Genomic DNA, 26892 nt, shown 5'->3' with positions numbered 1-26892 from the left:
TGCCATTATTTTCTAGGTCTGAGTAACATGAAGTCACAACTTGGTTGAGAACAGGAATGTCTCCTATTTGAAACATCTTATGTCCTCGCTTATTTCTCACTATTAAGTGATTCCATTGTAATCTCATCCTTTGATACAGACAACTTCTTGGCAATCATCTCTAAAAAGTCATCTGTTGCAAGTTTTGTACCTCGTTCTATGTTACCTATTTGCGCAATCGAAACATCCAGTTCCTTTGCAAAATCGATTTGTGTATATCCTTTTAGCTTACGGAAAGCTTTTATTCTTTTACCGACCCTTTTTGCGTCCATTTCCATACATCCTTTATGTCTGTTTCAGGAAGATCATGAATCATTTCCTCAATAGGCTTATTCCAATCAGGCAAGATTAGCTTTGGTGCAATTTCCTGTAAAGGAATGAGTACAAACGCGCGCTCGTGCATTCTAGGGTGCGGGATTATTAATCGTTCTACTGTACTATTTTCTTGATTAAATGTCAAAATGTCAAGGTCTATTGTTCGTGGTCCAAAACGTATACCACGTTTGCGTCCAAGGTGCTGTTCCACAGACTGACAGTATTCTAGAAGCTCCAGAGAAGATAAAGCAGTCTTTATTTCAATGACCATATTTAGAAAATCCGCTTGATCCAAATATCCGACAGGGGCGGTTTCGTAAATAGATGATCGTCGGATAAGTGTAACTTCTCCCATAGTTTCTAGTAATTCCAAAGCCTCTTTAAGATATGCTTCTCTCGGTTCAATATTGGTACCTAATGCCAAATATGCTTGATTCATATCGATCGCTCCCGATAGATTTCTACTGCCACAGAGGCATAGTGCCCTGGAATCGGCGGATCCGGCTTGGTCACGGTCACTTTACAAGCCTGTAAAAGACCAAACATTGCTAATAGTCTTTCTGCAATTCCTTCAGCAACAGCTTCAATCAAATTTTTCACATCACCTTCAACCAATTCCTGAACAAGTTCATAGACATGACCATAATGAATTGAATCATACATGTTATCGGATTCGCCTGGCTTTTTTAAGTCTAGATAGAGCTCCAGATCAACATTAAATCGCTGCCCTAGCTTGTTTTCTTCTGGGAAAAGCCCATGATAACCATAAAATTGCATTTGATTGAGTATAATTTTATCCAACGAAGTGACCTCCCTCAGCAAGCATCGCATCCATCATTTGCGCAGCCTCTCGATTCCGTCTTACATTATGGACACGAACCATTTGTGCTCCTTTCGTAATACCAAGACATGTCGTCGCAACTGTTCCGTTATCACGTTCTTCGGCAGGTATATCGAGAACACTGCCAATGAATCGTTTCCGTGATGTTGCTAATAGCAGAGGGTATCCCATTTTTGTTAGCTGCTCAAGATTATTCATCACAACAAAGTTATCCTTGGTTGATTTCGCAAAGCCGATTCCTGGGTCTAAAATGATTTTCTCTTTTGTAACTCCTGCATCTAGTGCTATTTGAATACTTTCTTCAAGATCTTTTTTCATATCATCCATAATCGAATGATAATTCTCATTCTTACGGTTATGCATTAATATAATTGGAACGCCATATTCAGCTGCAACTTTTGCAATCTCCGGATCATGTTTCGCTCCCCAAATATCATTGATAATATCTGCTCCTGCTTCAACAGCCTTTCTTGCTACTTCCGCTTTAAAGGTATCAACAGAAATTGCAGCTGCGGCATTTTCCTTCAGTGCCTTGATAACTGGTACCACACGTTTAATTTCTTCCTCAGCAGTTACAGGTATATGACCTGGACGGGTGGATTCACCACCGACATCTATCATATCTGCCCCATGTTGCTCCATCAGCATGGCTTGCTCAACAGCCTTATCGATCGTTGTATACTTGCCGCCATCAGAAAATGAATCTGGTGTGACATTTAAAATCCCCATAATATGTGTACGTTCTGATAAATCAAATGTCCGGTTTGAAGTTTGTAAAATCATTTTTATCTTTGACCGCCTTCATAATTTCTTTATATTTTCTATCGTATCAATTTTTCAATGCTGAGGAAACCTTTAAATTTTTTGGTGCTTCCAATAACTAGCGTACCAAAACTGCCTCGTTCAGCTTCAGCCCCAACGTCTAGCGAGACTTGCCGACCGGCTAAGACATGAGGCATAGTTACACGTATACCGTTGCCGTGAAATCGAGCATCGTCTCCAGGTAAAAGGATGCCGACTCGTCGAACCACCCCAAAGTTCGGGATTCAGACTGCACGTCGCCAATCACAGGCTTCCTCTTTTACGCTCAAAAAAAGGACTGGCACAATGATGCCAATCCTTTTATTTTATATTTTCTTATTCATTCTCTTCGAATCGATATAAAGGTGTGGACAAATATCTTTCTCCATTATCCGGCAATATAGCAAGAACCTTTTTCCCTTTTCCTAATTCTTTCGCGACTTTTAGTGCAGCTGCAACTGCAGCACCAGATGAGACGCCACCTAGGATACCATTTGTTGTCGCTACTTTGCGAGCAGCTTCATATGCTTCTTCATTCTCGATTGTTAGTACTTTTTCATAAATATCTGTATCTAAAACTTCAGGTACAAAGCCTGCACCAATTCCTTGAATTTTGTGAGGTGCCGGTGACCCTCCTGACAAAACAGGTGAAGCAGCTGGTTCAACTGCGTACAATTTGATATCATCAAAATGTTTCCTTAATACTCTCCCTGCTCCTGTTATTGTTCCACCAGTACCAATTCCGGATACGAAGCCATCAAGACCATCCTTCATTTGTTCTACAATTTCTTTACCTGTCGTTAGCTCGTGAATGTCTGGGTTAGCAGGATTACTAAATTGCTGTGGCATAAAATAGCCATGCTCATTTTTTAACTCCTCTGCCTTTGCGATAGCGCCTTTCATCCCATCAGCTCCTGGCGTCAATACCAGTTCTGCACCATAAGCACGTAATAAGTTTCGTCGTTCTTGACTCATTGTATCTGGCATCACTAATACTGCTCGATAGCCTTTTGCAGCTGCAACCATCGCAAGCCCAATACCCGTATTACCACTTGTTGGCTCAATAATAGTAGCACCAGCTTGAAGCAAACCTTCTTTTTCGGCCGCTTCCACCATAGCAATTGCGATACGATCCTTTACAGAGCTCCCAGGATTCATAAATTCCAGCTTAACATATACATCTGCACTTTCAGCATCCGTTAAATTATTCAATTTTACAATCGGTGTTCCACCAATTAAACCCGTAATGTTCTCAGCTACTTTCATGACAACCCCTCCTAATCCCAAGTGATTTTATATGAATTAATATAAATGTATGTCTATTTCAAAGAAAAGTCAACTAATATCTCTTTAAAAACGAAGGCAGATAAGGAACTTTTTCCTATCTGCCTAGAATAATCATTCCTGCGCTACTCGCTATAAATCCAATCTATATCCAGTTGCTCCCATAAAGGATCTGCAATCAATGATTGATCCATTTCCTGTAATGCTAATTCACTTTCCATATAAGGCTTAATTTCATCATACGTGAATTCGATAGCCGGTAGCTTTCGGTGTAAGTAGAGGATAGCCACACCATTATCTGCTATAAACGGCTCACTATAGGAGTGCTCGTCCATTTCTGAAGTTACATCATCATAACTGCCTGGGAGAAATTGACTGGAAGTATAGATATAGCCTAAATAGCCACCATCATCTTTCGTTTCATCATCTTGAGAATACTCCTCGGCAAGTAATTCAAATGATGCTCCTTGCTCTAGTTCATCGTAAACCTTTTCTGCCGTTTCCATATTTTCTACGAGAATATGAGATAGCTGTAGTGATGCGGTAAAGTTGTATTGACTTCCATAGCTATCATAAAAGCTCTTAAGTTCTTCTTCTGGTATAGTAGATGCATCTGCAGCGAGGAGTTGTTGTAGCTGATAACGGTAATTGACCTCATCGCGCAAACGCTCTTCTTCTTTCGCAGCCTGCTCTTCTGTCATAACACCTTGCATCGTTATTAAAAAGGCAACATCTCGATTAATCAGTTTCTCATCTATTTTAATTCCTTCTGACTCTGCCAATTGGTTCACAACAGCTCGATCAACCATTTGCTTTAATTGCTTTTCACCATAAGCCGATCGTAACGCTTCTATCCATTGCTGGTAGCTAATTTCTTCATCGCCAATAGATGCAACGGCCTCTTTGCTTGATATTGTTCGCTCATCATTATCGTTCATAACAACCGAGTCTTCATTGTTGTTTAAAATTAACAAGGAAGCAACATTTGTAATTAGTAGTACAACAACAACACCTAATAACAGCTTTTTAGACATGTCAATTTTATTTCCCTTCTTACTGTTTCAATTCTTCTAATTCCGCCTCTGTAAAATAATAGGTTTCATTACAGAAGTGACAGCTTGCTTCAGCTCCATGATCTTCATCAATCATGTTTTGTATTTCTTCACTTCCCAATCCAATAATCGCATTCGCTAATCGTTCCTTCGAACATTTACAACGAAATTCAATTGGCATGGTCTCAAGGATTTTTACTTCGTTGTCAAATAAACGTTGTAAGATTTGTTCTGGTGTATTACCTTCCTCTATCAGTTTAGATATTGGTGGAAGGGACCCGATTTGTTCTTCTAACCTTGTAATAACAGTCTCATCTGCTCCTGGCATCACTTGTACAATAAAACCACCAGCAGAAAGAATTGTATGATCTGGGTTAACCAGCACTCCAGCACCAACAGCAGAAGGCACTTGTTCAGATGTAGCAAAGTAATATGTGAAATCTTCACTGATCTCACCAGAGACAATTGGGACTTCGCCTGTAAAATAATCCTTCAAGCCTAAATCCTTAATAACACTCAAACTGCCTTCTGTTCCAACTGCTCGAGCAACATCTAGCTTCCCTTTATCATTTAACTCAAAGTCAACATGTGGGTTACTTACATATCCACGGACGTGCCCTTTCGCATTTGCATCAGCTATAATTGCACCGATTGGTCCATTTCCCTGTACTTTTATCGTGTTTGAGTCTTCTCCTTTTAACATCGCACCCATCATCGCAGTAATTGTAATTGTGCGACCAAGCGCTGCGGAAGCAGTTGCCCAAGTGTCCTGCCTTCTTCTTGCTTCTTCAACTGTTTCTGTCGATCGAATTGCAAATGCGCGAACTTTAGCATCAAATGCAATTGCTTTTACTAGATAGTCTTTCATGAAATTTTATTCTCCTTTTCATTAGAGGTTACTTACCCTTTAAGATTTAATCTTTGATAGATCAGATACAAACCTTTTAATGTTAACTGTGAATCAACTTTGTCGATTGTAGTCGCACCGTTAGCAATTAGCTTAGCTAATCCGCCAGTAGCAATAACCTTTGGTTCTACATTTTTCTCTTGCTTTATTCGGTTAACAAGACCGTCTACCTCTCCAACATAACCATAGAAAACGCCGGCTGTCATCGCTTCTACGGTAGATGTTCCGACAACTTGATCTGGAGCTTGAATTTCGATTTTAGGTAGCTTGGAGGCTTTATCATACAATGCTTCCATCGAAATTTTAATTCCTGGAGTAATAATCCCACCGCTATATTCCTCCTGCTCATTAATATAGCAGTAGGTTGTCGCAGTCCCAAAATCAATGATAATTAATGGTGCGCCATATTCTTCAATAGCTCCTACTGCATTGACAATACGATCTGCACCGAGTTCTTTTGGATTAGGATAATTCATCTTTAAATATGTTTGGGTTTCTTCCTTCCCAATAACAACTGGATCCATATGGAAATACTCTCTGCTCATTTCCTCTAATGCAAACATAATTTGCGGTACTACAGAAGATATGATGACACCATTGATATCTGAAAAAGCTATGCCTTTATAGTCAAATAACGATTTTATTAACATTCCAAATTCATCTGCTGTCTTATAGCGATCAGTTTTTATCCGCCATTCATGTTTCAACTGATCTTTCTCAAATACACCAAGGACTGTATTTGTATTTCCAACGTCAAGAACAAATAGCATGTGTCACCAAACCTTCCTATCATTTCTATTTTTTAAATATAACATACTTCAGAAACCAGAACAAAAGCGCAAGCACCCGGGAGTGCAAGGTACGAACTTATGCCATGGTTGTAGGGTAGCTATTTGTTTTTTCCTTGCACAATAAAAGCAGCCATTCGTTAAGTTGGCTGCTTTTATTGTTAAATTAATTATTTTTTATCTGTTTGATCTTCATCCGAATTCCTATCGCCCATGATCGGATCGTTAATATAACTCTTATCTTCTGTCTCTGCTTTTTCCTTTGCTTCTTCATAAGATAAGTTCTCTTCATCATCTTTTGACTGAATGTTTACTTTAACATCCTCTGCATCTGGTTCAGGTAGCTTGCCATCTTCAAACAAGGATTTGATTTGTTTCGCGTCCAGTGTTTCTACTTCAAGCAATGTTTGAGCTACAAGCTCCAGCTTATCGCGATTTTCGGTAAGGATCTTCTTCGCACGATCATAACAATAGTTGATGAAGTTTTGCATTTCTTTATCAATATCATGAGCAATCGCATCACTATACGTTTGTTCATTTTGGATATCGCGGCCAAGGAATACATTACCGCCTCCACCACTACTAAATTGAATTGGTCCGATTTTATCACTCATACCATATTCCGTTATCATCTTATGAGCAATATTTGTTGCACGCTGGAAATCATTTGATGCACCTGTACTTACTTCACCGAAGATAATCTCCTCGGCAACACGTCCACCTAATAATCCAGTTATTTTATCAAACAACTCTGGTTTTGTCATAAAATAACGGTCTTCTCTTGGTAGCATAACGGCGTAGCCACCAGCTTGACCACGAGGTACAATGGTTACTTTATGCACCACATCTGCATCATCTAACACCATACCAATAATTGTGTGTCCACTTTCATGGTATGCAACAATGTCTCTTTCCTTCTTGGAAATAACTCTGCTTTTCTTTGCAGGTCCTGCAATAACACGGTCAATTGCTTCATCAATATCTAATTGGTTGACTGATTTACGGTCATCTCTTGCAGCAATAAGTGCTGCTTCATTTAGCAAGTTTTCCAAATCAGCTCCAGAGAACCCTGGAGTTCGCATTGCGATTGTCTTCAAATCAACCGTATCGTCTAACGGTTTATTTCTTGCATGGACATGCAATACTGCCTCACGCCCTTTAACATCTGGACGATCTACCATAATTTGTCTATCGAAACGGCCTGGACGTAATAATGCTGGGTCTAGAATATCTGCACGGTTTGTTGCAGCAATGATAATAATTCCTTCGTTTGCACCAAAACCATCCATCTCAACTAGCAATTGGTTCAATGTTTGCTCACGCTCATCGTGACCACCACCAAGACCAGCTCCACGTTGACGACCTACTGCATCAATCTCATCAATAAAGATAATACATGGTGCATTTTTCTTTGCATTTTCAAATAAATCACGTACTCGGGAAGCACCTACACCGACGAACATCTCAACAAAATCCGAACCACTGATGGAGAAGAATGGTGTACCAGCTTCACCAGCAACAGCACGAGCAAGTAATGTCTTACCAGTACCTGGAGGTCCTACAAGCAGAACCCCTTTCGGAATACGTGCACCAACTGCTGAGAATTTACGTGGATCCTTTAGGAATTCAACAACCTCGACCAATTCCTGTTTCTCTTCATCAGCACCTGCAACATCTTTAAAACGAACTTTTTTCTTATCTTCTGTGTACATCTTCGCTTTACTCTTACCAAAGTTCATGACACGGCCACCGCCGCCTCCGCCTTGCGCTTGACTAAGGATAAATAAGAAGAAGAGTCCAATTAATAGGAACGGAACGATTCCAGTCAAGAAGGTTAGCCATGGACTTGGCTGCTCCTCTTCGGCAACTTTTAATATACTCTGTTGTGTTGCAGCATCCGTTATCGAAGAAATAATCTCCGTATTATCAGGAACCTGGGCGATAAATGTAGTCTCGCCATCTGTCAATGTTCCAGTAAAACGAATAATTCCATGTGATGGCTGGAATGTTAACTCTTCAATCTCACCATTATTTAAAGCATCTACAAATTGCTGTACATTATATTCTTCACTATCTTCACCTTGTCCGTTAAATACGCCAATTACGCCAATAATGACGAAGAAAATCAGCATCCAAAACAGGACATTACGAAATATCTGACTCATTGCCAACCTCCTCCCAAACGGGGAAAAACTATAGTTCATCGTATCATATGAAAAAGTTTAAATACAACTGAAATAACTTTAAAACCGGGATTTATTTTTTCTTTTTAATATAGCGTACCACTAATAAAATAAAATACATTTATTATTCGCTGTAAATTTCTGGTTTCAGAACACCGATATAAGGTAAATTACGATACCTTTCCGCATAATCCAATCCATAACCGACAACAAATTCATCTGGAACTTCGAATCCTATAATGTCAGCTTGGATTGCTGCTGATCTGCCAGATGGCTTATCCAATAGCGTTACAATTTTAATTGATCTCGCTTTCCGATATTTAAATAAATCCACTAGGTAGCTGAGCGTTAGACCACTATCAATGATGTCTTCAACAATAATTAGATCTCGTCCTTCGACCTTTGTGTTTAAATCTTTCACAATTTTTACTTCTCCAGTAGAACGCGTACCATCACCATAGCTTGATACATCCATAAAATCCATTTCCAAATGGATGTCTGTATGGCGAATCACATCTGATAGAAAAGGCATTGCACCTTTTAACACGCCGATTGCAAGTGGAAATTTACCATCATATTCTTCTGATAGCTGTTTTCCAATTTCTTGGCACTTCAGTTTGATTTGTTCTTCTGTAATTAAAATATGGTCAATCTCACCATGCATGTTATCTTGAAGCATATAAAAAATCCTCCTATAAAGTGAAACTTCATTTCAGTGGGGCTTCCTTTTTTGTCCCACTGATCATAAGAATAAATGCTTAGTTTGGACGTCGTTACTCGTCCCACCGAAAACATTTATCTCAATGGCTTTGTAACCTACTTCCCGTAGGCAAAATACAATCAGGGATTGATTTGCGAGCTGCTTTATCACAATCCCTCCCTCTCTAGCATGATTTTGCTTCTTAGAGGCGGGGTATTACAGCGCATTATTGCGTGAATAATCCCCTTTTTCAAAGTTTAATTGAATTATTGAGCCATTTTCCTGCTGTGAATTTAGCTGACTTTTCTTTAAACCGATAAGCCATAAAATCGTGCCATTCGCATCGGTTACGATCGGCCAGCCGTCTCTTTCACCAATAGGTATTTTAGCGTCAATAAATATATCCTTCAGTTTCTTACTTCCATTAAGTCCATCCCAACTCATTCTATCGCCCGGCAATCTAGTTCTGATATGTAAAGGTAACACAACCTGCTCCGTAAAAAAGGTATGGGAAAATTGGTCTTGTGCGATGTGTTTTTCAACGAAGTTTGCTGTAATTGTAGAACCACCTGGTAACTCAAGTTTACCTGGAATATCCAAAAGAAAAGAATAAGGTTGGCTGTTTGGGGCCTTACTGTGATTGGAGAAATAAAATATAATTTTTCCATAGGTGTTTTCCAATTTTAGACCATTTGGAAAGTCAATTTGGGTATTCCCTTCATCACGTTGCAACAAGGCAAAAAACTGTTCCTCATGTGTATAGGATAGGTCCTTTGGTAAGTCATTGTATAGATAGTTTAATATTAGATGAAATGCACGCCTTTGTAAAGCATGGGCGCGGTTTTTAAACAAATTCCCATCGAAGGAGGCTGTCTTGTTTTCAGCATGAAAAACAATGAGCTCATTAACCATTTCCCTGGCAGCCTCACGTAGGTATTTTTCATCCTCAGCTAGTGTTTCACTTAAATGTTGAGCAGTACGATGTATATTATCATTTCGTTCTTTAATTAATGGAACAATTTTGTTTCGATAATAATTCCTAGTGTAGTCGGTTTCTTCATTTGTTGGGTCCAATCGCACCTCAATTTGATTTTTTTTGCAATAAGTCTCCAGCATAGACTTGTTTACGCAGAGAAAAGGGCGAATAATCATTCCTGTAGAAAACGCACGTTGAACCGGAATACCTGTTAGTGCACTAGAAGATGCAGTGCGTGCAAGCTTCATAAGCATCGTTTCTATCTGGTCATCGCCGTGATGACCAAGTGCTAAATAATCTGCATGATAACGTTCCATTTGTTCGGCAAAAAACCGATACCGAACCTCTCTGGCAGCCACCTCTGTACCCAACTTATGCTTTACTTGATATGCTGGTACATCCAATGAGGCACCTACAAACTCTATTCCCCATGCCTCACAAATACGTTTCACATATTGTAAATCGCTTAACGACTCCTCTCCCCTTAGCTGGTGATCAACAGAAGCCGCAATTACGGTTAACTCCCACTCTTGCTTGATCGTGTTTAAAAAATGAAGTAACGCCATCGAGTCTGGGCCTCCAGACACTCCAGCAATAACGGTTGTACCTTCTTTCAGTAAATGATGCTTTTTTATAAATGTAAGAATTTCCTGTCTCATAAATTGCCATCCTTAAGCGACTATTTTCGTTCACTCATGCAGCTTAAATGTTCGAAGAGAGCTGACGATAAACATCCGCCTCATTATCTATACCCTATTATACGTTTAGTTATCAAAAAAGTAGAGAGAAAAGATAATACATTAATGCAAGAACACCTATTCCACCTGACTCCATAAATAGTCGCTTCCATGATGTTTTCGGTTTTTGCTTATGATAAAACTCGCGCTTTTTGGCAGCATTTAAAACATGAATTAAATCCCGCTTCATTTCCGCGCTGGATGCATACCCACTTTTTAAAGCTTTTTTTAACACGCTTCTGTATGGGATTAAATCGTTAACATGGTCAATCTTTTTAAATAACAATTTTTCAGTTGCTTCATGTTCTTTCTCAAATCGGTTTGGATAGTAAATTGTTAAAAAAACCATAACAAAAGCAAAAAGGTCGTAGCTTGGTTCCGCTTTTCTTGACCCCAGTCCCCAGTAACCACGGTCATAAAACTCTGTATACTCTTTAATTGCCCTGCCTTGTTTCGTTGTTCCACCAACATCCACCCACCTCACTGTCGGTGGTGATGACACGACTAAGAGATTTTCCGTCTTTAAATCACCAAAGATCCACCCTGTTTGATGCAGTTTCTCCAAATCTTCCAAAAGCTGCAGCATAAAAACGCCAATCCAATCTTTCCCATGCTTTCGAATAAAACCAACCATCGTCTCCCCTTGTAAATATTCCATCACGTAAAAGGAATACGTATTCCCTGTTGGCGAAACCCAATCATCTACATCAAGCAAAGAAGGCCCAAGGCGACTTCCTTGGACCTTCTCCAGCGACTTTAACACATTTACTTCCACCGTCATCGATGTACCCTTGTCACTGATTTTCAGTGCAGCGGGTCGGTCGCCATGGTTGCATAAGTAAACCGTTCCAATTGCTCCCGCTCCAAGTTTTCTCTGAATGGTATAGGTTTTATGGTGCCACTTTCCTTTAATCTGGGAACCTGGTCTTAGATCAATACCCTGTTTCTTCCATACCTGATTCATCTTCATGTCTGAAGCTCCTTAATAAACTTTTTTTACCGAATTGATACATTGCTTCACGAATTGCAGGACCAGTTGGCGTAATTCCCCCACTAGTTAGTTTGGGAAATACGGTTGAAATTGTATCAAGCTTCGGTGACCAGTCAAACACCAGTTGAATATCCTTACGCTTTCCCGGAAAGCTATAAATACAAAACTTGTTTCTACCAATCCGTGAGTTTAAGCTAATTGATAGATCAACAAGCGCTTCCTTCACTGTTGGAAGCTTATTATGCATACTTGCGCTCGTATCAACGAGTACAAGTACCTCTAAATCACTCGTCTCTCCTAAGTCTTCTACAACCTCCATAATTTCTCCGCGCTTCTCAGGTTCCAAATCTTCTATTCCTTGGTCGGAACCGAGAATTTGTCTTAACTCCTTATTCACAAATCCTTGTAATGTTTGGTTCATTGCCTGTTTCGTAACCATTTGAACAGTCTGGGATAAAGATTCACTGTAAACAATCTGACTGACCCCACCACCTGACAGAGCTATATCCTCTACTTCTTGTAATCCGTCCGGGCTTTCCGTCTGATCATCTTCCAATATCCCAATAACATTTACCGTTATCCCTTGCTGGTAAGCAAGCGCAGCAGTTGCAGAAGGATCTTCTCCCTTGTTTGAACACCCATCTGTCAGTAGTAAAATTTGTTTTAACGATCCATTTTTCAAAGCCCTAACCTCCTATTTATTTCACTACCATCATCACCACAATGGAAAGAGAATATACATAGAAAGGTAGAGTAGATCCCAATCATTCTACAAGCCAAAAACAACTGTTCTAAAGGAGGATAAAAAGGTCCGAGAAGTTCGATGCCGCGCAGTTTTAAGTACCCGACTTTTTGAACATCCTCTAAAAAGGATATTTCATCAGATTATGACAGAGCTTTTTTTCGATAGACCGGGACTGCTGCCCACTCCGGTTGATTCTTTGCAATTTTAGCAACTAGGACAGTCATATCATCTTTAATTTCCCCCGACCTTGTCCGAATAACCTCCTCTAGGAGAAGATCTGCAACTTCCTGCGGATCATCCGTTGCCATTTCTCTAATTTTTCGTTTAAGCCACAAATCAATATTTTCTACATGCCTTGGACCTTCAAAAATACCGTCACTCATCATAATAAGTAAGTCCTCTGCATTCATCTGTTCACTTACAATATCGACATCAAACTCTTGGATAATTCCCATTGGCAAATTGCTTGCCTCTATTTTTATCATTTTTTCGCCGCGTTTAATAAAGCTTGGCGTCGAGCCAATTTTCAAAAAACGAACTGAAGCATCATGTAAATCCATCATAGCTAAATCCAGCGTTGCAAACATTTCATCTGTTGTACGTAAGGAGAGAATCGAATTAATCGATTTTATTGCAACCTTCTCTGGAATTCCTGTCTGCAGGATTTGTTGTAATAAGCGTAAAGTTTCCATACTTTCCTCTCTTGCCCGATTTCCATTACCCATACCATCACTAATTGCCATCGCAAACTTCCCTGCTCCAAGCTCAATCGTTGTAAAGCTGTCTCCTGAAACCAGCCCTCCTCCCTTTGCTGCATTTGCTGCCCCTGTTTGGATTGTATATTCTTTTGCTGAACCGAATGCCAAATGGCTATATCCATTCGGGAAGGGGGAAATCTCTTCTTCTTTTACAATAATCATTTCATTTAAAATATCTGATAATACAGGTGCAATTAATTTAGCACCTTCCCCTCTATATTCGTAGAAGGATGCGGTAATTTCTATATCTACATTACCCTTTTCCAATTGATAAATATCCACCTTTTCAAGCTCAATTCCTATATGTTTTAACGCATGGATAATTTGTGTTTCTTGTAAGTCATGATGCTGACGCTCCTTTAATATTTCTTTTGCGAAGTCGTCCATTACTTCAGAAACACCTTGCAGCTGATCAGCAACGAGCCGTTTACTCTCCAACACTTGTTGCCGCAGCCTGCGATTTGCTTCATAAAAGGTCATTTCCTCCTTCATGGCTTCTACTACTTTCCTTGATTTCACACAATGGTTTTCAAATTCTCGCATCACTTTCCGATTTGGTTCTTGGCCACTCGTGATGTCTTCTTTCATCTCCTCCATGTACGTATACGTTTGATCAAATTCCTTCTGCCAGCACCTATCCTTCATAAAACAGCTTTGGCATGTTTTCTCTGTCACCTGACTCAGAAAATAATCCGTCTCACGTTTTGCCTCCTGTTCATCAGTCGTTGCTGCTTGCGACACCGAGAAGCTTTTGGATAGCGCATGAAACACCTCGGAAAACTGCCCTACCCTTCTTGCTGTCACATTTCGTACCTTCTGTAAATACTGCTCTTGTTCATGGGTGTATTCTTCTGTTCCAGGTATATACCTGGATATTCTACTGAACCAGGATGCTGGTGTTAAGAAAAACAACAAAATCGCAATAGATGACTCAAGAAGAGAGGGGATCAATGTCACAGCATCACCGTAGATACTAATCAAGCCAGTACCAACGAGTAAGCCGATGCTTGTCCCAATCTTTTTGCCTTCCTTCAGTAAACCGCCAAGCAACCCTGAAAAGGCAAGCAGACTCATTTGATAAAGGTTTGCCACATTCGCGAGCGATAAAATTAACCCAGCAACTACACCAACCGTTGAACCAATGGCAGCGCCACCAATGTATGCAAATATTAACACGAAGTATCTGGAAAAAATCTGTTCTGCAGACGCTCCATATATTTGCCAGCCGATCATCCCTGTTAGTACAGAGGCAATTAAAATAATCATACAGACGATTTCTTCATTTTTAAGTACAGGTTTATATCTTTTTGGTGATAAAAGCGGAATGCTTTGCATAAATATCAATACAAGAACGGCTCCTAAGACACCTTCGACTACAAGTAACAACCATTCGTAGGAAGTAATTGTGTCACGTAAGGAGTACAAAAACATCCTCGAAAGTGTTGTTGAAGCAAATACCGCCAGTGGTAAGACAACTTGTTGATTTTTCATCTGCTTCCCTAGTGCGGCAAGGAAAATAAATACAAGCATAGCAACTCCAATAAAAATCGCATGTGTCATTGAGTAAGTAAGTGCACCCGCAAGGACAGCAAGCATCGATTTAAAACTCTTTTCCCTGTAGACAAACCACATGGAAGCAACAAATGCGATTGCAAATGGTGATACTGCAGATAAAATAACAGCCCGTCCAAGTAAAAAACCTCCGAAATAGAAAAGCCAGCCTTGTTCAAGAAGAATGCTTTTCAGTTTGAAATAGATTCCTTTCCGCCATTTACCCTTTTGTCCCTTTTTCTCTACTCCAAATCCTCGTGATTCCACCCTTGGGATTGATTCCATCATCGATTACCACTCCTATCTTTCAGAATAGTAAACCATATTATGTGTTCTTTTTTTGTCAAAAAGGCAGAGCTTATTCAAAAAATCGTTCGACTGCTTTTTAGTAATCTTGGCATCAACAAGCAGACGAGCAAATCTTCATTTTTTACGTGTTGGTGTTAACTTTCCTTCTGTTGATAGCGCAACAAGCAGAAGAATAACTTGCTGAGAAATGAAATAGAAAGCGATTATTTTGCCGAATTGGCTGAGGTTGTGAAGGAAAATGAGGAACAAATCCAGAATTTCTTTGAATATAGATACGAAAAGTGACTTTTCGTTAAAGTATTTTACAAATCCTATTGACACAAATGAAAACCTGCTGTAATATATTTTTTGTTGGCTTATTTTGGCGGCGTAGCTCAGCTGGCGAGAGCGTACGGTTCATACCCGTGAGGTCGTGGGTTCGATCCCCTCCGCCGCTATCAAAAATAAAAACCAATCGGTATATTTCATGCCGATTGGTTTTTTTCGTATTTGAAAGAAAATCCGAACTAGTGATTATTTGCTTAATCTGTGGAACAATCGCCGTCCGGGATCGCTCCGGTTGGATGCTTTCCGTGGGCACGGCTTCAGCCTCTGCGGAAGAAAACCACTTCTTGCGAGTCTTCAGACACGTGCTGTTCCCACAGGAGTCACCGCCCTACGCTCACCCGGACTGGTTAGAACAACATTTTTATTTTGATAAACCATGTTAGTATAGCCAGTGAACCAGCACTAGCGGAGGAAACACACGAAGACTCCTGCGGGATACGTGGCCAGAGTGAGACTTCGCAGAACGTAGTTCAAGAAGGCTCACGGGTCACCCTAAGGTGCGCGTAGTGTGTTTCCGGAGCGGTATACGCACAATCTCTTAATACACATTGGTTCGCAGTTTATATTTCTCTGTATAAAAGATTCTTAAACAGAAGTATAATCCCATTCCAAACCTTTTTGGCAAACAAAAAACAGGCTCAATCATATGATCAGCGCCTGTTTCATTTATATTAGAGCATTGTCTATAGACAGCAACTGCTATCCTCTTCTAGCACCTCGACCCCCGCGTTTGGATTCCGTGTGCTTCTTCAAAGAGGCTAAACGATCCTCTGAATCTTTAAGAAAACGATTCATTTTTGCTTCAAAATTCTCAGTGCGTTCTCTTGGATTTTTTTGGCGTACTGGTCGATCTTTCGCTTTTTTAATAGATAAACCAATTTTACCATCTTTCTCAACATTAATGACCTTAACCTTAACTTCATCGCCAACAGTTAAGTGCTCATTAATGTCTTTCACATAGTTGTCAGCAACCTCACTAATATGGACCAATCCAGTTTTTCCTGCTTCTAGCTCTACAAATGCTCCAAAATTAGTTATTCCGGTTACTTTCCCTTGCAGCTTGCTGCCTACTTCGATTGACATAAAAAAAATGCTCCTCCTTAAAAGATTAAATGTAGTTCTCATATAGTATATTCATCAACTGAAAAAGTGTCAATAAGAGGGGTCTTCCTTCGGGATTTTAAAGATTAATTCCCCTTTCTTCGAGAAGAAATAATTCGTACGAGCAATGTCCAGCACATATTCCTCATCATTCAACAGTTCAATTTCTTCTGTTAAATTGGCTTCCTCTACTTTCATAGCTTTCAGCTCGTCCTCTAACTGTTCGTACTGCTCCAATTTCTCTGCCTGAACTACACGCTGTTTAATATGGTATGAAGACAAGCCCCCAATAACAATCGCTGCTACGATAGAAAATAACACAAGACGACGAATTAACCGCTGCTTTTTTCGTTTCTGTCGTTCTATGTATGCGTCGTACTGCTGCATATAATTCGAGTCTAATCTTGTTACTGTTTTTTTCTTTGATGACAAGCCACTACCCCCTTTTAAACAATAGCTTCTCCAACTTTTTGTATCCTTTATAACATATATTCTTCATTGTACTATAAAATCCTGCTAATTTGTGTAAATTTTTTTTGAAACCGTCGGGAATTAATTGGTAAATACCCTTTCCAATCCATATAAACGGGGTTATAACAATTTTCGAAATAAAGAGAATAATAGTTAAAATTACCGTGACCACCCAAATAACAAGACGAAAAAGAGTACGTATAACCCATGAAATCGGGGCAATAATCAGTGTGTGAATTAAATTATTGAAAAAGCGGTACACTGCAGCTACAATACGAATTATCCATTCTAGTAACTGCTTATACGTCTTTTTCGCAAAAACCTGGTACATGGAAAACCCAAGAATACAAGCTAAAACGACATAGACCCTAATTTCCCCAGCATTCACACGAAATAATACATACAATATAATTGCAGTTTGCGTTAGCCAGAAGCTGATTTCTAAAAAATAGGTTAAAAAAACCCTTCGTTTCCAATAATATGTCAGCCGACGAAAGGTTTCTTGTACAATACCCAAATAAAAGCCACTTAAAACCATCGTAATCATCGTAAGAAACTGGATACTCAGGCTCATCGGAACAGCTTGCTAAAGAATCCTTTAGCTTTCTCCTGCTGCTGTTCGTCCACATAGGAAAGCTCATAGATTTTACCTTTTATCGTTACAACTCCTTCAGTCACATCTAAGTTTTTCAGCTGCAAATTTTGCCCTCGTATAATTAGATAGCCCATTGTTGTCTCCAGTAAAAATTCTTCATTATCGAAACTATCCACTTCTTTTACACCTGATATTTCCAAGTTCTTTCGATTATTCAGTTTTACCATATGCTCTGTTTGTACGCGATTTACCGTTTCCTTGTTATCATAATAGTTCATAGAAAGCCCTCCTTATCACTATTAATTTATGATAGGAGGGACAAGTATAGAACTTTATTCAGGCATTTTCTTCTTTCACAATAGTGTAGAGCGTTTCTGCTTCATCCTTTTTCACCGTTTCTCTTAAGTCGTTCACTTTTACAGTTACAAGTTTCTGGCCAAATCGAATAATAAGCTCGTCCCCTTTGGAAAGGACTGTTGAAGCCTTTGCTTGATTACCGTTTACCGTGATTCGTCCTTGATCGGCAACTTCCTTTGCTAACGTTCTTCGCTTAATGATTCGAGATATTTTCAAAAACTTATCTAATCGCATGGTCATCACTCTCTTTCTTTTGCTTCATCCCAATAAGCATCCATTTCCTCAAGACTCGCTTGCTTTATATCTATACCCTTTTTCGTAAGCTGTTCTTCAATATACGTAAAGCGGGAACGGAATTTATTATTCGCTCGGTTTAAAGCTAGTTCTGGGTTAATTTTATAATACCTCGCTAGATTTGCTAGCACAAACAATACATCGCCAAATTCATCTTCCATTTCCAATAGTGTGTTTTCTTCAATCGCTTCTTGGACTTCTTTTAGTTCCTCATCAAGCTTCTCCCAAACACCTGATACATCTTCCCATTCAAAACCGACCTTTGCAGCCTTCTTTTGCAGTTTAAAAGCCTTTGCAAGCGATGGAAGGTGTTTTGGAATACCATCTAGCACGGATTCCCTTTCCTCTCCCTTTTCCGCCTTCTTCAATTCTTCCCAGTTTCGATTTACATCCTCGACAGAATCGACCTTCGTATTTGAAAATACATGCGGGTGGCGATAGATCATCTTATCTGTAACGGAGCGGATTACATCATCTATCGTAAAATAGCCATCATCCTCACCAATTTGACTATGGAGAATCACGTGCATTAGTATATCTCCTAATTCCTCAATGATATTGTTATCGTCCCCAGCATCAATCGCATCAACAAGCTCATATACTTCTTCAATACTATATTCCCTTAGTGATTCATGTGTTTGCTTCCTATCCCACGGACAACCATCTGGAGATCGCAATGTTGCCATTACCTCTCGTAAGTGATCGAACGTGTGGTGTAATAAGTTGTCGGGAGCTGGTGGAATATAAACACTCGTTAAATTGCTGATCTCCATCGTGTGATCAAGCTCTTCCAAAGAAACTTTCGTTATGCTTTCCTGTTTACTACCTGCAGCCTCAACAATAATCACTTCATAATCTGGCGGCAGATCCTCAAGAAGTGAAAGCTTTACTTCCGAAGCAACAAAGCGATCATATACTTGGCAAAAAATAATATGATGTCGGTAATCCAGTTGACTTCGAGTAAAGGACGTACCGTCTACAAATTGGAAGCCTTCAATAGGATCAATTTTTAACGAGGTGAATAAATCGTCCAAATAGCTTTGCCCTCCCATAACCTCGACCTCAATTTCTGTCTGCTCTAATAAAAGCTGGACCGTTTTTTCTGCAAGCATTGGATGACCGGGAACAGTATAAATAAGTGTTTCTACTGCTTTTGCTTGCTCCAATAGAGCATTCGTTATCCGCTCATATACCGCACCGAACTGCTCTTCTTCCTCATACATATGGTCAAAGGCTTCAAATCGCACCCCTTCATCTTGTAATGATTCAATAACTGGATGGTCCAATGTTCGGGAATAGACAACCATCTCTGCATGTACTAATTTTTTATAGATACCAAATGGCAGCTGATTCACATCACCGGCACCGAGACCGATAATTTCAATTTTACTCATCATAATTCCTCCCTTTATAAAAACGTATAAATAGTTCTGATTTCGGTAACATGCGTAATTCTTCCTTCGTAAAGGCTCGAAAACGCAGCAAACAAATGATAAAAATAACTCCGCCAATGACTGCAATAAATACAATATATATGAGCAAGGCAATGCGAGAAGCAGAAGCTTGTGCCGAGAATAACCAATCCATAAGAGCTATAAAAACAAGCATCGAAACACTTCCTAGAATAAGAGCTCGAAAACGAACGCGTTTTAACAATCGGAGCTCGGGCAACTTTCTCCTTAGCTCATACATGACGAGCGTAAAGAAAATAAGTAAGCTAACTACCGTAGCCATTGCACTTCCGGCTATTCCCCATAATGGTACTAATAACTGATTTCCGATCCATTTTACAAAAAAGGCAACGAGAATAAAGCCTGCAGTTCGTTTTATATGTCCTAAGCCTTGAAGAATGGATGCCGCTGTAATTGCTACCGAGCAAAGAAAGATGGCAAGTACAAGTAATTGCAATGCCTGTGTTCCACTTTCATCTTGGAATAATAATCGATTCGCCTCTGGAAAAATAGCAATCAATCCAATGGTCGCACCAATAGCTAGATAAAAACTAAATAGCATTGCACCACGGATATACGGATAAAATGTGGATGGGTCGCCTTTTAACTTCTGCTTGGAGATCGATGGGAGTAATGCTAATGCAAAGGATGAGCCAAGCACAGTACCAAGCTGAATCAATGGTTGGCCGCGGTCAAATATCCCTTTGGCTTCCATTGCTTCTATTTTGGACAGCCCATACTCCCTAAGTCCTGGAATTAATGTGAATGCATCCGCAAACTGAATAACGAGCAGTACCATATGGTTTAATGCAGCAACAAGCCCAAGAATCAGCAACGTGCGGACATAATATTTCCAAGGGATTTCATAACGCTCTCTCGAACATGGACGACGCTTCGCAACGTAAATACCCAAGATAACAATAGCAGCACAAGACCCGCAAATGGATGCAATTGCAGCTGCTTGACCAATCACATACAAGGAATGATTTCCAAAAGCAACATATATTGCTGCTGCGATAATGATACATACTCGAACAAGCTGCTCAATCACTTGTGAGTAAGCGCTCGGCTTCATTTCGTAAGTTCCTTGATAAACCCCTCGTAACAAAGCAGAAAAAGGAACAAGCAGAAAAGCAAATGCAGCTAACCGATATGTATATGTTAATTGTACATCACCAACCAAGCCGGCAATTGAATCTGCATTCCAAAAAAGAAAAAGAAATATTGCTCCATTCAATGCTAGTAATAGCAAAAAAACTGGAATATAAAAACTGTGAAGAGATAAGCTTTTGCCAGCTGCTTTTAACTCCACGGTCATTTTGGAAACAGCAGATGGAAAGCCATACAACGCAAGCATCATGGCGATCCCAAGAATTGGATAGACTTGCTGGTAAATATAAAATCCTATATCTCCTGTTAGATTCTGTAACGGCACTCGATAGCCCGCACTTAATACCTTACTGATGAGTCCTGCTAGCATGAGCAGCAATGCACCTTTCACCAGCTTATTTGTTTCATTCTCATTCATTCGTAAGCGCCCTTTAACTTAAATTTGCTATTAGTATACCATAGGTTTGGGACCAAATAACGAAAGAAGAAATACCCGATGCGTATTTAAATCATCCGCACTTTTATCTGTTGTTTCTGTTTTCTTTCTGACATTAAAAAAAGCTGTCTCCAAAGGATAAAATCCTCTCTGAGACAGCATGTATGAAATTAAGTACTATTCCATTTGTTTGGCCAAGAATACGGCAGCCGTTTCGGCAGCTTTCTGCTCTACTTTACTAAGCTTTTCCTCTTTGGAAAATATCATTACACACCCAATGGGATCTCCGTTTGCAATAATAGGACTGATACAGTAAGATTGCAGATCCTGCTCTTGCCCTTCTATAACCTCTAATTTTGTGGGATCAACTTCAAATACTTGCGACCTTTTATCAATTGTTTGTGTTAATGGATCGCCAATACTTTTATTTAAATAATCCTTTTTCGACTCCCCAGCAATCGCAATGACTTCATCTCGATCACTAATCAGTACTGGTGAGTGAAGCGAGTTAAATAAAGCTTCTGCGTATTCTTTGGCAAAGTGCCCTAATTCATTAATAGGAGAATATTTCTTTAAAATAACTTCTCCTTCTCGGTCAACGAAAATTTCGAGCGGATCTCCTTCACGGATTCGTAACGTTCTTCTAATTTCCTTTGGCACAACCACTCTGCCTAAATCATCAATTCTACGTACAATTCCTGTTGCTTTCATTCTAAGCAGCCTCACTTTCTAATGATGATTACTCATGTTTTGTTGTTTGCTTAACGAGGAAGTTCAAAAAAGTCCGGTAAAAATGACACTCCAAGAGCAGTAGACCTTCGACTAAGTTCCGACACGTCCTGTGTCGAATGTCAAAGTCACCACATCCTGTGGAAGCCCGGTACGTGGAACTTCGAGGCACAGGAGGTGCTAGTGTCGGCGTCACAAAGGACGTTGCGACCTTAGCCGACCGCGGTCCTTTTTATCCTCCTTTTGAACACTCATTTAACGTGTAAAAATCACCAGGTGTGGTTTTAGTATAAATCATCCAAAAATAACTATACATTCCATGGAAAATATATTTTAGAAGAAGCGTATTTTTATTTATCCCGATTAACGCTGTTTAGTTTTTTGATAAATTCCTCAACTAAATCGTATCTGCTGTGTTCTGTTTCACTCGTCCACTTAAAGGCAATTTTCAATTTATTGCTTTCTGTCCCTAAGCCGACATTACGCCCAAACGTATTCGCCACTTCAAATACCTTTGAACCGTCAATTTGCTGACTACGCGCATCATCGACAAGGATGACAATTTTTTTGTTCCGTTCTGTAATGGACTCGACACGTTCTCTTTTGGCATACATTTTTAGAGAAGACACTGTGAAAAGTTTGCTTACCTCTACTGGGTAATCGCCAAAACGGTCAATTAATTCATCCTTAAGCTCCGAAACATCTTCAGCAGAATCCATCGCTTGGAATTGCTTATAAATATTAATTTTCTGTTTCTCATCTTTAATATACCCATCTGGAATATAGGCATCAATCTGAAGTGCTAACTCAGGCTCAAACGGTGTAATATCCTCTATTTCCTTCCCAGCCTTCCGTGCATCAATAGCATCCTTAAGCATTTGTGAATACATATCAAACCCAACAGAATCAATGAATCCATGCTGCTGTGCACCAAGCAGGTTACCTGCTCCACGAATAGAAAGGTCACGCATTGCAATCTTGAATCCCGAACCAAGTTCTGTAAACTCCTTGATTGCCTGCAGGCGCTTTTCGGCAACTTCTGTCAGAACTTTATCCTTTTGATACGTAAAGTATGCATACGCAACACGATTCGAACGCCCAACACGTCCTCTTAATTGATACAACTGACTGAGCCCCATTCGGTCAGCATTACTGACAATTAGTGTATTAACATTCGGAATGTCTACACCCGTCTCAATAATCGTTGTACTGACAAGCACATCATATTCACCTTCTAAGAAACCAAAAATAACATTTTCAAGCTCTGTTTCATTCATCTGACCATGTGCAACTGCAATTCGGGCATCATCGACAAGCATCCCAATGTCACGAGCAACCTTGTCAATGTTTTCAACACGGTTATAGAGATAAAACACTTGCCCACCACGTGCCATCTCGCGTTCAATCGCCTCTCGAACAAAAAGCGGATTGTGCTCCATCACATAGGTTTGTATTGGGAAACGGTTTTCCGGTGGTGTTTCAATAACAGATAAATCTCGAACACCGAGCATCGACATATGCAATGTTCTTGGAATTGGGGTTGCTGTTAAAGTTAATACATCAACATTCGTTTTCAATTGCTTAATTTTCTCTTTATGCTTTACACCAAAACGCTGTTCCTCATCGACAATCAGTAAACCTAAATCACGATATTCAACATCCTTGGATAGAAGGCGATGTGTACCAATTACTACGTCGATAGTCCCTTGGCGTACTCCTTTTAACGTCTCTGTTTGTTGTTTTCTCGTACGGAATCTGCTTAAAAGTCCAATATTGATTGGATAATCCTGAAACCTCTCGCGAATCGTTTCAAAGTGCTGCTGTGCTAAAATTGTCGTTGGAACAAGTAACGCTACTTGCTTCCCATCAGCTACTGCTTTAAACGCCGCCCGGATTGCTACTTCTGTTTTTCCGTAACCAACATCTCCACAGAGAAGGCGATCCATTGGCTGCTGCCTTTCCATATCCTGTTTAATCTCCTCGATACAACGAAGCTGGTCATCTGTTTCTTGATACGGAAATGAGGCCTCAAATTCCCGCTGCATTTCGGTATCCTCGGAAAAGGCAAATCCCTTTTTCGCTTCTCGTTCTGCATACAGCTTGATTAAATCATCTGCAATATCTTCAACGGATGATTGGACTTTCCGCTTCACCTTTGTCCATTCGGTTCCGCCAAGTTTATACACTTTCGGTTCTTTACCTTCTGAGCCTACAAATTTCTGTACAAGATCGATTTGTTCAATTGGAACAAATAGCTTGTCATCTCCAGAATACTTGAGCAGCATATAATCTTTATGCAGATTATTTACCTCAAGTGTCTCAATCCCAAGGTATTTCCCTACCCCATGATTAGCATGAACGACATAGTCACCGACCTTAAGTTCCTGATAGCTTTTAATTCGTTCCGCATTGGAAATTTTTTGCTGCTTGCGTGTACGCTTAACGCGTTTTTTAAATAACTCATTTTCCGTGATAATAGATAGCTTATGCATCGGGAGTTCAATCCCGCTCGTAATATTTCCAATCGCTATCGTTGGCTGATCTACTGGCAACCTTAATTCAGATGCAATGCCCGCTTCAATATCATAATCTGCTAAAATTGAATGGATTTTTTCTGCTCGCTCTTCATTCGGAGCAAGAATCACAACCGAGAAATCACTCTTTTCCCATCGTTGCAGCTCTGTTTTAAATAAGTGCATTTGGCCATGAAATTCCTGCATTGCCCGCGACGATAAGTTAATAATATTTTGTGGCTGTGTATTTGGTATATGACGTAAAAATACAGACATATAGATTCGTTGCTGCTTCATCATCTCTAAAACTGTATCCCAATCTAGAGAAAACCTGCTGTTTCGCACCATTTGGCCTGACTCAAGCAAGCTGCTGTACCATTCGGCTTCTTCCATATCCAGATGTGTAGCTGTTTCTTGAATCCTGCTCATTTCATCTAATACGATTAGACCATCAGAATCGAGATAATCTAATAAACTAGCAGGGTTTTCATATAGAAAACCGATATATTTATACATTTCCTGAAAGCGCTCTAAATTCTTTAACCGGCTTATATCCTGTTCAATGACTTCGATGAGCTTTTCTTTTGCACTTGATGCTTTCATTTTTTTAAGCGTTGCCGCATATGCTTCCTCGAGTTTATTCGCTGATGCCAGCACATCTTCATCTGTTAGCAATAGTTCTGTGGCAGGACCAATTGTAACGTTCTCTACCCGATCAAGCGATCGTTGTGTCTCTGCATCAAAATAACGAATAGAATCAATTTCCTCATCAAATAATTCAATGCGAATCGGGTGTTGTTCGGTAATTGGATAAATATCAATAATTCCACCGCGCCGACTGAATTCACCAGGTGTAGCAACCATAGAGGTTCGTTCATACCCCATATCGATAAGTGAGGACAAATACGAATCAATTGCAATATCTTCCCCAGTTACAAATCGGAGTTGATACTTACTCCAATAACTTTTAGGTGGCAAAATCCGTTTTAATGCCGCTACTGGGGTAATAAGAATGCCTGATTTCTTACGGGACCATGCTGTCAGCGCTTCAATACGCTGACTTCTCAATTCCGGACTGGATATCGATATCTCAGAAGCTATCAATTCATTGACCGGATATAAGTGTACATCATCTTCGCCCATAAACTCGGATAGGTCATCATATAGCTGTTGGGCCTGTACTAGTTGGTGTGTTACCAAAAGCACAGGCCTGTTAATCGATTGATCGATTACGGATACAAGCATGCTTCTTGCAGATCCCGAGAGACCCGCAATTAATTGCTCACGCATTCCACTGTCAATTCCATTAATAATCGACTGGATATCTTCTTTTGATTGTAAATAATAATTAATACCCTTCATTGTCAAACTCCTCTTAAACATGTATATATAAGCGCAAAAATGCCTTGGTCTACATAACCAAAGCTTTTGCTGCGTATGTTATTGTATAAAATAATCCAATTCATGATAATTTGGATGCTGTCCTAGAGCATGCTCACAGTTTTCACAAATCGTTTGTATTTGCATATTTCCATTCCCATCATAACGGATCATTTCTTCTAGCTCTTTCTTGTTTAATTGATCAAAACCCAACATTGTTGTGTCGACAACCTTCTGCTCTAGCCTTCCAACGGTTTGCCCACAATGTCTGCACCGATATATAATTGTCATAAGTTACCACCTCGAATAAACATTAAAATGTCTAAAGTCCGTATTCAAAAAGGAATGAAGTAATGCGAAGTGTCATTTTCACCGGACTTTTTGAACAACCTCTTAAAAGTTTATCCTGTTGGTCTTATTTTATACATGTGCTATAGGAAGCTAATTACTATAAGCTTATGTATCAATTATTATAATCATTCATTACTTCAACAAACGCTTTTCCTCCCAGCCATGACTCACAAGCATCTGCCGCATGCCCGATGCTACGCTCAACATCTTCCTTCTCTTCCTTTGGAAAGGAGCCTAGCACGTAATCCACTACTGGAACAGGCGATACAGGTCTGCCAACTCCAAGACGAATACGTTTAAATTCCTTTGTTCCTAAGTGAGCTATTGTTGATCTTACACCATTATGACCACCATGTCCTCCTTTTTGACGAAGGCGAATCTTCCCTGAAGGAAGGTCAAGGTCATCATAAATTACAAGAACATCTTCTAAATCAACATCATAATAATCCATTAGTGGACGAATAGATTCTCCAGAAAGATTCATATATGTCTGCGGTTGAAGGAGTATAAGCTTTTCACCAGAATAATTCTCCAGTGCATAATCGCCTTTAAATTTCGTTTTATCCAATTTCCAGTGATGACGATCCAATAATTCATCAATCACCATAAAACCAATATTATGACGCGTTTTTTCATATTTTTTACCAGGATTACCCAATCCTACAATACATTTCATCTTAACATCCTCCTAAAAGTGTATGTTCAAAAGGAGGATAAAAAGGACTTTTTGAACTTCCTCCTAAAGAGGGATTCAATACAACAACCCCTCCTACTAAGAATATACTACCAGATTCTTAAAG

The 26892-nt window shown here is 39.7% G+C and carries 25 protein-coding genes and 1 tRNA gene; 1 reads left to right on the top strand and 25 read right to left on the bottom strand.

Annotation, left to right across the window (positions count from 1 at the left end; translation table 11 throughout):
* Positions 1–89: 89 nt before the first annotated feature.
* The 14 genes from MHH64_RS02960 to spoIIE all read right to left on the bottom strand — a co-directional run bounded on the left by MHH64_RS02960 (position 90) and on the right by spoIIE (position 14956).
* On the bottom strand, positions 90–311 hold the full coding sequence (locus MHH64_RS02960; protein ID WP_095314387.1) for a helix-turn-helix transcriptional regulator: 222 nt from the start codon (positions 309–311) through the stop codon (positions 90–92).
* Complete coding sequence (gene folK, locus MHH64_RS02955) at positions 281–793, bottom strand: 2-amino-4-hydroxy-6-hydroxymethyldihydropteridine diphosphokinase (RefSeq protein ID WP_340002664.1); 513 nt, start codon at positions 791–793, stop codon at positions 281–283. The genes MHH64_RS02960 and folK overlap by 31 nt, the downstream gene beginning before the upstream one ends.
* Positions 790–1155 carry a dihydroneopterin aldolase gene (gene folB, locus MHH64_RS02950; RefSeq protein WP_251659682.1) on the bottom strand — a complete coding sequence of 122 codons (366 nt, stop codon included), beginning with the start codon at positions 1153–1155 and terminating at the stop codon, positions 790–792. The genes folK and folB overlap by 4 nt, the downstream gene beginning before the upstream one ends.
* The gene (folP, locus tag MHH64_RS02945; protein ID WP_340002663.1) at positions 1148–1978 is read right to left on the bottom strand and encodes a dihydropteroate synthase; all 831 of its coding nucleotides are present in this window, start codon (positions 1976–1978) and stop codon (positions 1148–1150) included. The genes folB and folP overlap by 8 nt, the downstream gene beginning before the upstream one ends.
* Before the next feature lie 354 nt (positions 1979–2332).
* Positions 2333–3262: a cysteine synthase A gene (gene cysK, locus MHH64_RS02940; RefSeq protein ID WP_095314394.1), complete on the bottom strand. Its 930-nt coding sequence runs from the start codon at positions 3260–3262 to the stop codon at positions 2333–2335.
* A gap of 143 nt (positions 3263–3405) precedes the next feature.
* Entirely contained in the window at positions 3406–4314 is a 909-nt protein-coding gene (locus tag MHH64_RS02935; protein ID WP_095314396.1) for a peptidylprolyl isomerase, read from the bottom strand.
* Between the two features lie 19 nt (positions 4315–4333).
* Positions 4334–5200, bottom strand: a complete 867-nt coding sequence (gene hslO / locus MHH64_RS02930) for an Hsp33 family molecular chaperone HslO (protein WP_095314397.1) — start codon at positions 5198–5200, stop codon at positions 4334–4336.
* Between the two features lie 32 nt (positions 5201–5232).
* The gene (locus MHH64_RS02925) at positions 5233–6009 is read right to left on the bottom strand and encodes a type III pantothenate kinase (RefSeq protein WP_095314398.1); all 777 of its coding nucleotides are present in this window, start codon (positions 6007–6009) and stop codon (positions 5233–5235) included.
* A 188-nt stretch (positions 6010–6197) separates the two neighbouring features.
* Entirely contained in the window at positions 6198–8192 is a 1995-nt protein-coding gene (ftsH, locus tag MHH64_RS02920) for an ATP-dependent zinc metalloprotease FtsH (protein ID WP_095314400.1), read from the bottom strand.
* 142 nt (positions 8193–8334) lie between these two features.
* Complete coding sequence (gene hpt / locus MHH64_RS02915) at positions 8335–8874, bottom strand: hypoxanthine phosphoribosyltransferase (protein ID WP_118889389.1); 540 nt, start codon at positions 8872–8874, stop codon at positions 8335–8337.
* 252 nt (positions 8875–9126) lie between these two features.
* Positions 9127–10545, bottom strand: a complete 1419-nt coding sequence (gene tilS, locus MHH64_RS02910) for a tRNA lysidine(34) synthetase TilS (RefSeq protein ID WP_095314401.1) — start codon at positions 10543–10545, stop codon at positions 9127–9129.
* A 112-nt stretch (positions 10546–10657) separates the two neighbouring features.
* Positions 10658–11593: a protein kinase gene (locus MHH64_RS02905; RefSeq protein WP_095314402.1), complete on the bottom strand. Its 936-nt coding sequence runs from the start codon at positions 11591–11593 to the stop codon at positions 10658–10660.
* Entirely contained in the window at positions 11556–12296 is a 741-nt protein-coding gene (locus MHH64_RS02900; RefSeq protein ID WP_095314404.1) for a VWA domain-containing protein, read from the bottom strand. Before MHH64_RS02900 ends, MHH64_RS02905 begins: the two co-directional genes overlap by 38 nt.
* A gap of 203 nt (positions 12297–12499) precedes the next feature.
* Positions 12500–14956: a stage II sporulation protein E gene (gene spoIIE, locus MHH64_RS02895; protein ID WP_095314405.1), complete on the bottom strand. Its 2457-nt coding sequence runs from the start codon at positions 14954–14956 to the stop codon at positions 12500–12502.
* Between the two features lie 384 nt (positions 14957–15340).
* Here spoIIE and MHH64_RS02890 point away from each other — a divergent pair.
* Positions 15341–15414, top strand: a tRNA-Met gene (locus tag MHH64_RS02890).
* A gap of 589 nt (positions 15415–16003) precedes the next feature.
* On the opposite strand, the gene MHH64_RS02885 is transcribed toward MHH64_RS02890, so the two are convergent.
* From MHH64_RS02885 to pth, 11 genes are all read right to left on the bottom strand, one after another.
* Positions 16004–16387, bottom strand: coding sequence for a S1 domain-containing RNA-binding protein (locus MHH64_RS02885; RefSeq protein ID WP_095314408.1), 384 nt, complete (start codon positions 16385–16387; stop codon positions 16004–16006).
* 69 nt (positions 16388–16456) lie between these two features.
* Entirely contained in the window at positions 16457–16837 is a 381-nt protein-coding gene (locus MHH64_RS02880; protein ID WP_340002661.1) for a septum formation initiator family protein, read from the bottom strand.
* A 4-nt stretch (positions 16838–16841) separates the two neighbouring features.
* Entirely contained in the window at positions 16842–17450 is a 609-nt protein-coding gene (yabQ, locus tag MHH64_RS02875; RefSeq protein WP_095314411.1) for a spore cortex biosynthesis protein YabQ, read from the bottom strand.
* Positions 17447–17749 (bottom strand): sporulation protein YabP, encoded by a 303-nt coding sequence (yabP, locus tag MHH64_RS02870; protein ID WP_095314412.1) that lies wholly within the window; start codon positions 17747–17749, stop codon positions 17447–17449. Before yabP ends, yabQ begins: the two co-directional genes overlap by 4 nt.
* A 58-nt stretch (positions 17750–17807) precedes the next feature.
* Positions 17808–18062: an RNA-binding S4 domain-containing protein gene (locus tag MHH64_RS02865; RefSeq protein WP_095314414.1), complete on the bottom strand. Its 255-nt coding sequence runs from the start codon at positions 18060–18062 to the stop codon at positions 17808–17810.
* A gap of 5 nt (positions 18063–18067) precedes the next feature.
* A complete protein-coding gene (gene mazG, locus MHH64_RS02860; protein WP_340002660.1) occupies positions 18068–19516 on the bottom strand; it encodes a nucleoside triphosphate pyrophosphohydrolase in 1449 nt (482 codons plus the stop codon).
* Entirely contained in the window at positions 19509–21101 is a 1593-nt protein-coding gene (locus MHH64_RS02855) for a polysaccharide biosynthesis protein (protein WP_118889284.1), read from the bottom strand. Before MHH64_RS02855 ends, mazG begins: the two co-directional genes overlap by 8 nt.
* A gap of 195 nt (positions 21102–21296) precedes the next feature.
* Positions 21297–21830, bottom strand: a complete 534-nt coding sequence (gene spoVT / locus MHH64_RS02850; RefSeq protein WP_095314419.1) for a stage V sporulation protein T — start codon at positions 21828–21830, stop codon at positions 21297–21299.
* Between the two features lie 368 nt (positions 21831–22198).
* Positions 22199–25723 carry a transcription-repair coupling factor gene (gene mfd / locus MHH64_RS02845; protein WP_340002659.1) on the bottom strand — a complete coding sequence of 1175 codons (3525 nt, stop codon included), beginning with the start codon at positions 25721–25723 and terminating at the stop codon, positions 22199–22201.
* Between the two features lie 78 nt (positions 25724–25801).
* Complete coding sequence (locus MHH64_RS02840; protein WP_118889286.1) at positions 25802–26032, bottom strand: anti-sigma-F factor Fin family protein; 231 nt, start codon at positions 26030–26032, stop codon at positions 25802–25804.
* Positions 26033–26204: 172 nt separating this feature from the next.
* Positions 26205–26768 carry an aminoacyl-tRNA hydrolase gene (gene pth, locus MHH64_RS02835; RefSeq protein ID WP_095314423.1) on the bottom strand — a complete coding sequence of 188 codons (564 nt, stop codon included), beginning with the start codon at positions 26766–26768 and terminating at the stop codon, positions 26205–26207.
* Positions 26769–26892 lie beyond the last annotated feature (124 nt).

The sequence above is a fragment of the Oceanobacillus sp. FSL K6-0127 genome (genome assembly GCF_037983385.1).
GTDB classification, from domain to species: Bacteria; Bacillota; Bacilli; order Bacillales; family Amphibacillaceae; genus Oceanobacillus; species Oceanobacillus profundus.
Note: the sequence above shows the minus strand (reverse complement) of the source record. Positions and strands in the feature narration are given on the sequence as shown.